The sequence below is a fragment of the Pseudomonas sp. WHRI 8519 genome (genome assembly GCF_040224055.2).
Classification (GTDB): Bacteria; Pseudomonadota; Gammaproteobacteria; order Pseudomonadales; family Pseudomonadaceae; genus Aquipseudomonas; species Aquipseudomonas putida_X.
Genome location: NZ_CP167996.1, coordinates 5,728,168 through 5,739,790, shown reverse-complemented (window position 1 = coordinate 5,739,790; position 11,623 = coordinate 5,728,168). Strand labels below are relative to the sequence as shown.

10 protein-coding genes are annotated in these 11,623 nt (G+C 62.1%); 7 read left to right on the top strand and 3 right to left on the bottom strand.

The annotated features are described in order from the left end of the window. Positions 1–45: 45 nt before the first annotated feature. Positions 46–462, bottom strand: a complete 417-nt coding sequence (locus ABRP30_RS26295) for a lysozyme inhibitor LprI family protein (RefSeq protein ID WP_267819361.1) — start codon at positions 460–462, stop codon at positions 46–48. A gap of 284 nt (positions 463–746) precedes the next feature. Here ABRP30_RS26295 and ABRP30_RS26290 point away from each other — a divergent pair, with 284 nt between their 5' ends. The 3 genes from ABRP30_RS26290 to dgcA all read left to right on the top strand — a co-directional run bounded on the left by ABRP30_RS26290 (position 747) and on the right by dgcA (position 4,407). Continuing rightward, entirely contained in the window at positions 747–1,724 is a 978-nt protein-coding gene (locus ABRP30_RS26290; RefSeq protein ID WP_016392223.1) for a dipeptidase, read from the top strand. 76 nt (positions 1,725–1,800) lie between these two features. After that, positions 1,801–2,331, top strand: coding sequence for a DUF5943 domain-containing protein (locus ABRP30_RS26285; RefSeq protein ID WP_267819358.1), 531 nt, complete (start codon positions 1,801–1,803; stop codon positions 2,329–2,331). A 15-nt stretch (positions 2,332–2,346) separates the two neighbouring features. Next, positions 2,347–4,407 carry a dimethylglycine demethylation protein DgcA gene (gene dgcA / locus ABRP30_RS26280; RefSeq protein ID WP_349975957.1) on the top strand — a complete coding sequence of 687 codons (2,061 nt, stop codon included), beginning with the start codon at positions 2,347–2,349 and terminating at the stop codon, positions 4,405–4,407. Between the two features lie 14 nt (positions 4,408–4,421). Here the strand turns inward: dgcA and ABRP30_RS26275 are convergent, their stop codons facing one another. Next, complete coding sequence (locus tag ABRP30_RS26275) at positions 4,422–4,610, bottom strand: hypothetical protein (RefSeq protein WP_267819354.1); 189 nt, start codon at positions 4,608–4,610, stop codon at positions 4,422–4,424. Between ABRP30_RS26275 and dgcB the strand changes: the two genes are divergently transcribed. The 4 genes from dgcB (at position 4,609) to ABRP30_RS26255 (ending at position 10,294) form a co-directional block, all read left to right on the top strand. Further along, positions 4,609–6,561, top strand: a complete 1,953-nt coding sequence (dgcB, locus tag ABRP30_RS26270) for a dimethylglycine demethylation protein DgcB (RefSeq protein ID WP_349975956.1) — start codon at positions 4,609–4,611, stop codon at positions 6,559–6,561. The two genes, ABRP30_RS26275 and dgcB, sit on opposite strands and share 2 nt — an antisense overlap. After that, positions 6,561–7,793, top strand: coding sequence for an electron transfer flavoprotein subunit alpha/FixB family protein (locus ABRP30_RS26265; RefSeq protein ID WP_349975955.1), 1,233 nt, complete (start codon positions 6,561–6,563; stop codon positions 7,791–7,793). Before dgcB ends, ABRP30_RS26265 begins: the two co-directional genes overlap by 1 nt. Positions 7,794–7,803: 10 nt before the next feature. After that, positions 7,804–8,574 carry an electron transfer flavoprotein subunit beta gene (locus ABRP30_RS26260; RefSeq protein WP_019096849.1) on the top strand — a complete coding sequence of 257 codons (771 nt, stop codon included), beginning with the start codon at positions 7,804–7,806 and terminating at the stop codon, positions 8,572–8,574. Between the two features lie 811 nt (positions 8,575–9,385). Beyond that, positions 9,386–10,294 carry an RHS repeat-associated core domain-containing protein gene (locus ABRP30_RS26255; protein ID WP_349975954.1) on the top strand — a complete coding sequence of 303 codons (909 nt, stop codon included), beginning with the start codon at positions 9,386–9,388 and terminating at the stop codon, positions 10,292–10,294. Here ABRP30_RS26255 and gbcA read toward each other — a convergent pair. After that, positions 10,288–11,580: a glycine-betaine demethylase subunit GbcA gene (gene gbcA / locus ABRP30_RS26250; protein WP_241805609.1), complete on the bottom strand. Its 1,293-nt coding sequence runs from the start codon at positions 11,578–11,580 to the stop codon at positions 10,288–10,290. The two genes, ABRP30_RS26255 and gbcA, sit on opposite strands and share 7 nt — an antisense overlap. Between the last annotated feature and the right edge of the window lie 43 nt (positions 11,581–11,623).

Sequence of the window (11,623 nt, the reverse complement as noted above, 5' to 3'; positions counted from 1 at the left end):
GCATAGGGTTCCTATGGCGTTGATCGTTCACGCACGCGTGCCTGATCAATCCTCAGGGGCTGGTTCATCACTGTTTTGCGAGCCCAGGCTGCGCAAATACTCCGATCGCTCATCGCTACGCTGCGCAATACAGCTATTCCAGGCTATCTGGAACGCCTTGCTACCCGCTCGCTCACCGTGGGTTTCGATTTTGCAATCGGCATCGCGCAATTGAGCCCAGACCTTTCTGGCAGCCTCAATCTGCGACTGCAGGCCGGCGTCATCACCATACTGATCGAGCATCCGCTGCACCATGTCGTCATAGGCCGAGTTCAGTTCACGTTCGGCGGTCTGCTTGTTGAATTCCGCGCAGGCGAACGTCTGCTGGTCGGTGTCGACATTGTCGCAAGGCGTGCTTTCTTCCTCACCGGCCTGGGCCCCGCTCATGAAGGCCAGCAGCACCAGCCATGCCATTGATTTCATCCGTTTCTCCTCAACAGGCTGTTGAATCGCCGAGATTCTCGCTCAGGCGCAGGCTCGGCGATAGCTCCCCGGGCAAATGTTCATGCAACGGCCGAAAAGGGTCGTTATCGAGACTGTCTCGCATCCCCTGACGGCGTCCCAGACCCGCCATGTCGCGCATTGACGCTTTCGGCAAACCCCCTGTCGTTTTTGCATCGGGGCGCCCGCGGACACAGGCATATGCTGGCCCCAAAGCGCCGGCACAACGTTCGGTGCGAACCCACTCAATAAAAGGGGACAGCCTGATGAGCCCAGCCGAGCTTCACGCCGACAGCATCGTCATCGACGGTTTGATCATCGCCAAGTGGAACCGCGAACTGTTCGAGGATATGCGCAAAGGCGGGCTGACCGCAGCCAACTGCACGGTGTCGGTCTGGGAAGGCTTCAAGGCCACCGTCGACAACATCGCTGCGAGCCAGAAGCTTATCCGCGACAACAGCGACCTGGTGATGCCGGTGCGCACCACCGCCGACATCCGCAAGGCCAAGGAACTGGGCAAGACCGGGATCCTCTTCGGCTTCCAGAATGCTCACGCCTTCGAGGACCAGATCGCCTACGTGGATGTGTTCAAGCAGCTGGGCGTGGGCATCGTGCAGATGTGCTACAACACCCAGAACCTGGTCGGTACAGGCTGCTACGAGCGTGATGGCGGGCTGTCGGGTTTCGGTCGCGAAATCGTCGCCGAGATGAATCGCGTGGGCATCATGTGCGACCTGTCCCACGTTGGCTCCAAGACCTCCGAAGAGGTCATCCTGGAGTCGAAAAAGCCAGTCTGCTACTCCCACTGCCTGCCCTCGGGCCTCAAGGAGCACCCGCGCAACAAGTCGGACGCGGAGCTCAAGTTCATCGCCGACCATGGCGGTTTTGTCGGCGTGACCATGTTCGCGCCGTTCCTGGCCAAGGGCATCGACTCCACCATCGACGACTACGCCGAAGCCATCGAGTACACCATGAACATCGTCGGTGAAGACGCCATCGGTATCGGCACCGACTTCACCCAGGGCCACGGCCAGGACTTCTTCGAGTACCTGACCCACGACAAGGGTTACGCCCGCCGCCTGACCAATTTCGGCAAGATCATCAACCCGCTGGGCATCCGCACCGTCGGCGAGTTCCCCAACCTCACCGAGACCTTGCTCAAGCGCGGCCACTCCGAGCGTGTGGTGCGCAAGATCATGGGCGAGAACTGGGTAAATGTCCTCAAGGACGTCTGGGGCGAGTAAGCCGCTCTCCAAGCCTCAAGGCCCCGGCCAGCAACGTCGGGGCAATCACACAAAATTTTTATGGAGTTGAGTTTCCATGGCCAAGATCGCCCCGCAATTGCCAATCGAAGTCGACAGCGAAACCGGTGTCTGGACCAGCGACGCCCTGCCGATGCTGTATGTACCGCGCCATTTCTTCGTCAACAACCACATGGGTATCGAGGAAGTGCTGGGCGCCGACGCCTACGCCGAGATCCTCTACAAAGCTGGCTACAAGTCCGCCTGGCACTGGTGTGAAAAAGAAGCCGAGTGCCATGGCCTGGAAGGCGTGGCGGTGTTCGAGCACTACATGAAGCGCCTGTCCCAGCGTGGCTGGGGCCTGTTCGAAATCCAGGATATCGACCTGGACAAAGGCACCTGCAGCGTCAAGCTCAAGCACTCGGCGTTCGTGTACGTGTATGGCAAGTGCGGCCGCAAGGTCGACTACATGTTCACCGGCTGGTTCGCCGGCGCAATGGACCAGATTCTCGCTGCCCGTGGCAGCGCGATCCGCACCGTGGCCGAGCAGGTCTACGGCGGGTCGGAAGAAGGCCACGAAGATGGCCTGTTCGTTACAAAGCCGTTGTAAGCCGGAGATAGCGTCATGGCATTCGAAGCAATGTTCCAGCCGATCCAGATCGGCAAACTGACCATCCGCAACCGCGTGCTCAGCACCGCGCACGCCGAGGTCTACGCCACTGACGGCGGCATGACGACCGACCGCTATGTGAAGTATTACGAAGAAAAGGCCAAGGGCGGCATCGGCCTGGCGATCTGCGGCGGCTCGTCGGTGGTGGCCATCGACAGCCCGCAGGAATGGTGGTCATCGGTCAACCTGTCGACCGACCGCATCATCCCGCACTTCCAGCACCTGGCCGACGCCATGCACAAGCATGGCGCCAAGATCATGATCCAGATTACCCACATGGGTCGCCGCTCGCGCTGGGACGGTTTCAACTGGCCGACCCTGATGTCGCCTTCCGGCATCCGTGAGCCCGTGCACCGCGCCACCTGCAAGACCATCGAGGTGGAAGAGATCTGGCGGGTGATCGGCAACTACGCGCAAGCTGCGCGGCGCGCAAAAGAGGGCGGCCTGGACGGTGTCGAATTGTCCGCTGTGCACCAGCACATGATCGACCAGTTCTGGAGCCCGCGGGTCAACAAACGTACTGACGAGTGGGGCGGCACCTTCGAAGGCCGCATGAAGTTCGGCCTGGAAGTGCTCAAGGCGGTGCGCGCCGAAGTCGGCGATGACTTCTGCGTGGGCATGCGGATCTGTGGTGACGAGTTCCACCCCGATGGCCTCAGCCACGAGGACATGAAGCAGATCGCCGCCTACTACGACGGTACCGGCATGATCGACTTCATCGGCGTGGTCGGCTCGGGTTGCGATACCCACAACACCCTGGCCAACGTCATCCCCAACATGAGCTACCCGCCAGAGCCGTTCCTGCACCTGGCTGCCGGCATCAAGGAAGTGGTCAAGGTCCCGGTGCTGCACGCGCAGAACATCAAAGACCCGAACCAGGCCACGCGCATCCTCGAAGGCGGCTACGTGGACATGGTCGGCATGACCCGTGCGCACATCGCTGACCCGCACCTGATCGCCAAGATCAAGATGGGGCAGATCGACCAGATCAAGCAGTGCGTCGGTGCCAACTATTGCATCGACCGGCAGTACCAGGGCCTGGATGTGCTGTGCATCCAGAACGCTGCGACCTCCCGTGAATACATGGGCGTGCCGCACATCATCGAGAAGACCACCGGCGTCAAGCGCAAGGTGGTGGTAGTCGGTGCCGGCCCGGCCGGTATGGAGGCAGCCCGCGTGGCAGCCGAACGCGGCCACGACGTGACCCTGTTCGAGAAGAAGGACCAGATCGGCGGGCAGATCACCATCGCCGCCAAGGCGCCGCAGCGTGACCAGATTGCCGGTATCACCCGCTGGTACCAGTTGGAGCTGGCGCGCCTGAAGGTCGACCTGCGGCTGGGCACTGCCGCTGATGTGGCCACCATCGAGGACCTGCGCCCGGACGTGATCGTGCTGGCAGTAGGCGGGCACTCGTTCCTGGAGCAGAACGAGCACTGGGGCGCTGCCGAAGGCTTGGTGGTCAGCAGCTGGGACGTGCTCGACGGCAAGGTCGCGCCGGGCAAGAACGTGCTGGTGTACGACACCATCTGCGAATTCACCGGTATGTCGGTGGCCGACTTCATCGCCGACAAGGGCAGCCAGGTCGAAATCGTCACCGACGACATCAAGCCGGGCGTGGCCATGGGCGGCACGACCTTCCCGACCTACTACCGCAGCATGTACCCCAAAGAAGTGATCATGACCGGCGACATGATGCTGGAAAAGGTCTACCGCGAAGGCGACAAGCTGGTGGCGGTGCTGGAAAACGAATACACCGGCGCCAAGGAAGAACGCGTGGTCGACCAAGTGGTGGTCGAGAACGGTGTGCGTCCTGACGAAGCACTGTACTACGCGCTCAAGGAAGGCTCGCGCAACAAGGGCCAGATCGATGTGGAGGCGCTGTTCGCCATCAAGCCACAGCCGATCCTCAGCCAGCCGGGCGAAGGTTACCTGCTGTACCGCATCGGCGACTGCGTGGCCCAGCGCAACGTGCATGCGGCGATCTACGACGCCTTGCGGCTGTGCAAGGATTTCTGAAGCAGCGGCAAGCTTCAAGCGGCAAGCTGCAAGAAGAAGCCATCGTTGTCGCCTTCGCTTGCAACTGAAGTCTTGAGAGTTGCTTGGGAATGACTCTGTAACGCAGAGGTGATCTGCAAGGTACAAGCGGTAGGCAGAAGCTCCCCGGGCTTCTGCTTGCAGCTTGCGGCTTGCAGCTTGCAGCTGAAAAAGGTGCCTGCCATGTTGAACACCCTATTACCCATCCTGCTGTTCGCTGCCCTTGGCCTGGCGGTGCTCGGCGCCCTGCGCCGGGTGCGCATGTGGCGGCGTGGCCGAGCCTCCAAGGTCGATCTTCTCGGCGGCCTGCTGGCCATGCCGCGCCGCTACCTCGTGGACCTGCACCACGTGGTCGAGCGCGACAAGTACATGTCCAAGACTCACGTGGCCACTGCGGGCGGCTTTGTGCTGTCGGCGGTGCTGGCAATCCTGGTGCACGGCTTTGGCCTGCAGAGCAAGATCCTTGGCTACGCCTTGCTGGTGGCCACCGTGATCATGTTCACCGGTGCCATCTTCGTCTTCAAACGCCGGCTCAACCCGCCATCGCGCCTGTCCAAAGGCCCGTGGATGCGCCTGCCGAAAAGCCTGCTGGTGTTCGCCGCAAGCTTCTTCATTGCTACCTTGCCGGTAGCCGGCATCCTGCCAGCCAACACGGGCGGCTGGGTGATGGTCGCGATACTTGGCCTGGGCGTGCTGTGGGGCGTGTCGGAGCTGTTCTTCGGCATGACCTGGGGCGGCCCGATGAAACACGCCTTTGCCGGCGCCCTGCACCTGGCTTGGCACCGCCGCGCCGAACGCTTTGGCGGTGGCCGTTCGACCGGCCTGAAACCGCTGGACCTGGAAGACCGCAATGCCCCGCTGGGCGTGGAAAAGCCGGTGGACTTCACCTGGAACCAGCTGCTGGGTTTCGACGCCTGCGTGCAATGCGGCAAATGTGAGGCGATGTGCCCGGCGTTCGCCGCCGGCCAGCCGCTGAACCCGAAAAAACTCATTCAGGACATGGTCATCGGCTTGGCCGGTGGCACCGACGCCACGTTCGCCGGCAGCCCGTACCCTGGCAAGCCGATCGGTGAACACGGTGGCAATCCACACCAACCGATCGTCAATGGCCTGGTCGACGCCGAAACCCTGTGGTCGTGCACCACCTGCCGTGCCTGCGTCGAGGAATGCCCGATGATGATCGAGCACGTCGATGCCATCGTCGACATGCGCCGCCACCTCACCCTGGAAAAGGGCGCGACCCCGAACAAGGGCGCCGAGGTGCTGGATAACCTGATCGCTACCGACAACCCGGGCGGCTTTGCCCCTGGGGGCCGGATGAACTGGGCGGCAGACCTGAACCTGAACCTGCTGTCTGACGTGAAAACCACCGAAGTGCTGTTCTGGGTGGGTGACGGCGCGTTCGACATGCGCAACCAGCGCACCCTGCGCTCGTTCGTCAAAGTACTCAAGGCCTCGGGCGTGGACTTCGCCGTGCTCGGCCTGGAAGAACGTGACAGCGGCGACGTGGCGCGCCGCCTGGGTGACGAAGCGACCTTCCAGCAACTGGCCAAACGCAATATCCAGACCCTGGCCAAGTACAAGTTCCAGCGCATCGTCACCTGCGATCCGCACAGCTTCCATGTGCTGAAGAACGAGTACGGCGCACTGGGCGGCGACTACCAGGTGCAGCACCACAGCACCTACATCGCCGAGCTGATCGCAGCCGGGAAGCTCAACCTCGGGCAGCACAAGGGCGGCAGCGTCACCTATCACGACCCATGCTACCTGGGCCGCTACAACGGCGAATACGAGGCCCCGCGCCAAGTGTTGCAGGCGCTGGGCATCGAAGTGCGCGAAATGCAGCGCTCGGGGTTCCGTTCCCGCTGCTGTGGCGGTGGTGGCGGTGCGCCGATTACCGACATCCCGGGTAAGCAGCGTATCCCCGACATGCGCATGGATGACATCCGCGAGACCCAGGCTGAACTGGTGGCGGTCGGGTGCCCACAGTGCACTGCGATGCTCGAAGGGGTGGTCGAACCGCGCCCACAGATCAAGGACCTCGCCGAGTTGGTAGCCGATGTGCTGATCGAAGAGGAAACGCCCGCGGCCCCAAAGTCGCTAACGGTTGAACGTGAACCTGCGGAGGTGCACTGATGAGCGACATCATCCGCCGCGACCCTCGCGCCGAGTGGATCGCCCGTAACCGCCTGCACCCGCTGCATGCAGCGCTGCAGACGCAACAGACTCGCTGGATGGGGCCCAGTGGCCTCACGCGCAAAAACCCGCATGCCATCGCCGCCGGTTTCATCGGCCCCAATGGCCTCAAGCGTATCGACCGCAGCGGTGCCCAACAGGGCACCGGGGGCGGCGGGCGGCGTAGCGCGCCGGCCGAAGTGCAATTGCCGCTGCATCAGGTTGCAGCGCCTGCGTTCTACATCGCCGTGGTGCCCGACATGGTCGGTGGCCGCCTGAGCAGCCACGACCGCGACTTGCTCGGCTTGGCCCATAGCCTGGCCGGCAGCGATGGCGCGGTGTTGGCCGTGGTGTTTGGCGAGCACAAGGAAAGCACGTTTTCCACAGCCGGGGTCGATCGCCTGCTGGTTATGGAAGGTGAGGCGTTCGAAGGCTATGCACCTGAGCAACTGGTGCAAGGGCTGCGGGCTGTGGATAACCAGTTCACGCCACGCCACTGGCTGTTGCCCGATAGCCGCACCGGTGGTGGCGAACTGGGCCGGCGCTTCGCTGCCGCCGTGGGCGAGCGCCCGGCGACGCGGGTTTGGCAGGTCAAGGACGGCCAGTGCATCGGCCGTGCCGGCGCGGGCCAGCAGGACCTGCAACGCGCCATGCCACGGTTGATCCTGGCTGCGGCGGAATGTGCCGAACCTGTCAGCGAAACCCGTCATGAAGCGCTGCCAGTGGAGTTGTCCACAAGCGTTGCACGCAGCCTGTCGCGTATCGAGGACCTCGGCTCGGTGGCCGTGGACCCGGCCACCATTGCCATGGCCGAATCCGAGTTCATCGTTTCGGGCGGTAATGGCGTCAAAGACTGGGACCTGTACCACAAGGCGACCGCAGCCCTCGGCGCTACCGAAGGCGCCTCGCGCGTGGCAGTGGACGACGGCTTCATGCCGCGTCACCGCCAGGTGGGTGCTACCGGTACCTGGGTCACCGCACGGGTCTACGTGGCGGTGGGTATCTCGGGCGCGATCCAGCATCTGCAGGGTATCGGCGCTTGCGACAAGGTGGTGGCGATCAACATGGACCCGGGCTGCGACATGATCAAACGGGCCGACCTGTCGGTGATTGGCGACAGCTCGGCGATTCTCAAGGCACTGATCGAGGCTGTGGACAACTACCGCAGCGGCGGCCAGCGCGACGCGGCATAAGGGCACGAGCATGAGTACGAAAGTGATCAGCCTGGTTTCCATCGGGGCCCACCCTAGCTCCGGCCGGGCCCGGCGCGCTGAGCAGGATGCGCGCGCGGTGGAACTGGGTTTGCAGCTGGCTGGGGATAACTTGCAGGTGGTGCATGCTGGCGACCCACAGGAGGAAGCATTGCGCGCCTACCTGGGCATGGGCCTGGATCACCTGGATGTGCTGGAGCAGCCCGCCGGAGCCGATGTGCTGGGCGTGCTGGGCGATTACCTGCGCGACGCCGGGGCACAGCTGGTGCTGACCGGCAGCCAGGCCGAGACGGGTGAGGGCTCGGGCATGTTGCCCTTCCTGTTGGCCGAAAAGCTTGGCTGGCCATTGATCGTGGGGCTGGCCGAGGTGGAGTCGATTGAAAACGGCACCGCCCAGGTATTGCAGGCGCTGCCGCGTGGTCAGCGGCGCCGGCTGAAAGTGCGCCTGCCGTTGCTGGCGACTGTGGATAACGCCGCGCCCAAGCCCCGCCAGAGCGCATTCGGGCCGGCGCGCCGGGGTGTGCTGGCGGCGCGCAATGTGGCGATCGTCGAGGATGATCTGCTGGCCGAGGCCGAGTTGCAGCCGGCACGGCCACGGCCCAAGCGGCTTAAGGTGATCAAGGCCAAGAGCGGCGCCGACCGGATGAAGGCTGCGACCGCCAAGGCCAGTGGCGGTGGCGGCAAGGTGCTGAAGGATGTTTCGCCACAGGAAGGCGCCGAGGCCATCCTCAAGCTGCTGGTGGAAGAGGGCGTGCTGCGCTGAAGCCTTACAGGCTCGCCGCCAAGGCCGCCCTCACGCTGTGGGGGCGGCCCATGAACACAGGCGCATGCGGTGCCATGCACCGCGGCTGCTTCGCAGGGTAACCCCGCTCCCACAACGACTCCTGATCTGCTGCATGCACCTTCTGCCTGTGCATAAGTCCATCTTGTTCCCCACCGCACCGCTGGCTGTGGCGAAACTGGCTCAACCGTCAGGTGCAACTCTGTTTTGCCCACGGAATCTGTTCGCCAAGGTGTGGATAAAGTGTTGGTGCATGGCTGGAGGCCATGTATATAGAGGCTTCCAGGGCTTTGATCATAAACTGATCAGGTCTGAGCCGGCTTATCAGACTCAGGTGCCCTATCTTCGAGTGGATTTGCCCACAATCGCTGTTAGCGGGTCTGTGGATAATCTGTTCGGCATTAGCTGTAAGCCTTGCAAATCAAGGGCTGTGGAGAATTGTTCAGAAAGCGATCAAATTAGATAAGACGTCTAATGTTGCAGGACTAACCGAGCTTCGAATCATTTATCCACAACCAGATTGCAGCGTTTGGCTCGATTGCCCACAATCTCTGTTGGTGTCTCTGTGGACAACGTGTACGGAGTAGCCTGGAGCCCACGAGATCCAAGGGCTTCATTGCTTTGATCAAGTATTGACCAATTGCTTCGTAATCTTGCTTACAGCAGTGCAAGTGCACGCTGCAATGGGTGACTCACATGCTGTGGGTAAGTCTTGCCGCCCCGTCATTTTTGTCAGTTAGCAGCATTGCTTGCAGCTGTTAAGGTGAGGTATCACAACCAGTTGGGCTGTCACATGCACCCTGCGCCGCGAACATCCACGCGAACCCGTGTAGACGGGCTTTCAAGGCCCTATCTGCCCTACGGTGCCCGCCTACTGGACGATGGCGCGTTCCTCGCCTTTACCGGGCAGCCTGTCGATCCTCTGACGGGCTGTTACCACTTGGGTAATGGCCGGCGGGCCTACAACCCGGTGTTGATGCGCTTTCAATCCCCTGATCCTTACAGCCCATTTTCAATCGGCGGGCTGAATCCCTACGCCTATTGTGGAGGCGACCCTGTCAACCGGGTAGACCCCAGTGGAGCGAGTTGGCTGAGCATGGTGATAAGTGGCGTCAGCCTATTTTCAAGCGCGGTCACTTTAAGCGGGGCTGTTACCCGGACGGCCCGAAATGTGGTCAATCGCCTGGCCGCCCAACATTCCCAGTCCATTTATAACCCGCCGGACTACAAAACCCGGCTAGGTAACATTGCCTTCGTATACACAGGAGGTATGGGGATATTAGGGACGGGGTTCAACAGTGTAGAGCAAGGGTGGGTAGGTAATGTGCTGACCAGCCCTGGCCGTCGGCTGGGGCTGGGTAACGCGGTAGGAAACATACTAGGTGGTGGTTTCTCCAACGCCGAGGCGGCGCAGGCCGTATGGCGGGGGGTGGGGCAGCCTGGTGTGTCGGCGGGCAGGGTGGCTTGGGAAACGGTCTATGAAGTCACTGGCGCGAGGATGGTGGTTGAAGGGGCTTCCTACGTATGGGGAAGCGCAAGGGCATTGGGGGCGCGGATACATTCGGCTTATAGAGCGGCTGCGGAGACTTGGCGAAGCTGGGGTCCCCGTCAAACTCCGAGTGCACCCCCTGACATGCCTATGCAGGACATCAGAGGCCGACACGGCGATGCGCCGTGCCAGCGGGGTGGGGCGGGTTACTGAGCCTTCACCTCTTTCAGGTAGGGAGCAGGCTCTGCGCCCAAATTGGCCAATACGCGGTCGCTGTACCAGTCAATGAAGTTCACCACACCGAACTCGTAAGTCTTCGAGTAAGGCCCCGGCTGATACGCCGTCGAGTTGATACCGCGCTGGTTTTCTTCGGCCAGGCGGCGGTCCTGGTCGTTGGTGGCGTCCCACACCTTGCGCATGCGCTCAGGGTCGTAGTCCACGCCTTCCACGGCATCCTTGTGCACCAGCCACTTGGTGGTGACCATGGTCTCCTGGGCGCTGATCGGCCACACGGTGAACACGATCATGTGGTCGCCCATGCAGTGGTTCCACGAGTGCGGCAGGTGCAGGATGCGCATCGAGCCCAGGTCTGGGTTCTTGATGCGGCCCATCAGTTTCTGGCACGCCTGTTTACCGTCCATGGTCATCGACACGGTGCCCTTGAGCAGCGGCATGCGCACGATGCGGTTACGCAGGCCATGGCTCTTGTGCAGGTACGGGATCTTCTCGGCTTCCCAAGCGGCGGCGGAGGCCGCCACGTGGTCCTTGAATTCCTGGCTGGCGCGCGGGTCGTTGGTGTCGTCCCACTCCAGCAGGGTTTGCAGCAACTCCGGGTGCGAGCCGGAGCAGTGGTAGCACTCGCGGTTGTTTTCCAGCACCAGCTTCCAGTTGGCCTTTTCCATCAAGGTGGTTTGCACTGCCACCTTGGTGTTCTCCATGTCATACGGTTCCATGTAGTGGTCCAGGGTGGCCAGGAACTCGTCGATCGCAGGTGGGTTTTCCGCCAGGCTGATGAAGATGTAGCCACCGGCGACTTTTACGTTCACAGGCTTGAGGCCGTACTCTTTCATGTCGAAGTCGGCGCCCATTTCAGTACCTGCGAACAGCAGGCGACCGTCCAGTTCATACGTCCACTGGTGGTAATGGCAGACCAGCTTTGCCACTTTGCCTTTCTCGTTGACGCACAGGCGCGAGCCACGATGGCGGCAGACGTTGTGGAAGGCATGCACCTTACCTTCGCTTCCGCGCACCACGATGATCGGGTTCTTGCCGATCTGCAGGGTGATGTAGTTGCCCTTGGCCGGGATTTCGCACGTCATGCCGGCAATCAGCCATTCCTTGTGGAAGATCTCCTGCATGTCGATCTGGAACAGACGCTCGTCGGTGTAGAACGGCTGGGGCAGCGAGTAGGTGCGCTCGCGGGTCTGCAGCATCTCGGCGGTGGCCTTGCGTGCAGCTTCCAGTGGATCGCCCAGGCTCAGGGTTGCGGTGACGTCCATCGTGTAATCCTCGGGGCCGTAGGCGGCCGGCAAAAGGTGGCTA

Coding starts and splice junctions, on each gene's coding strand:
- dgcB (WP_349975956.1), top strand. CDS start 4,609: ATGTTGAACACCCTATTACCCATCCTGCTGTTCGCTGCCCTTGGCCTG.
- ABRP30_RS26265 (WP_349975955.1), top strand. CDS start 6,561: ATGAGCGACATCATCCGCCGCGACCCTCGCGCCGAGTGGATCGCCCGT.
- ABRP30_RS26295 (WP_267819361.1), bottom strand. CDS start 462: ATGAAATCAATGGCATGGCTGGTGCTGCTGGCCTTCATGAGCGGGGCC.
- ABRP30_RS26260 (WP_019096849.1), top strand. CDS start 7,804: ATGAGTACGAAAGTGATCAGCCTGGTTTCCATCGGGGCCCACCCTAGC.
- ABRP30_RS26255 (WP_349975954.1), top strand. CDS start 9,386: ATGCACCCTGCGCCGCGAACATCCACGCGAACCCGTGTAGACGGGCTT.
- ABRP30_RS26285 (WP_267819358.1), top strand. CDS start 1,801: ATGGCCAAGATCGCCCCGCAATTGCCAATCGAAGTCGACAGCGAAACC.
- dgcA (WP_349975957.1), top strand. CDS start 2,347: ATGGCATTCGAAGCAATGTTCCAGCCGATCCAGATCGGCAAACTGACC.
- ABRP30_RS26290 (WP_016392223.1), top strand. CDS start 747: ATGAGCCCAGCCGAGCTTCACGCCGACAGCATCGTCATCGACGGTTTG.
- gbcA (WP_241805609.1), bottom strand. CDS start 11,580: ATGGACGTCACCGCAACCCTGAGCCTGGGCGATCCACTGGAAGCTGCA.
- ABRP30_RS26275 (WP_267819354.1), bottom strand. CDS start 4,610: ATGGCAGGCACCTTTTTCAGCTGCAAGCTGCAAGCCGCAAGCTGCAAG.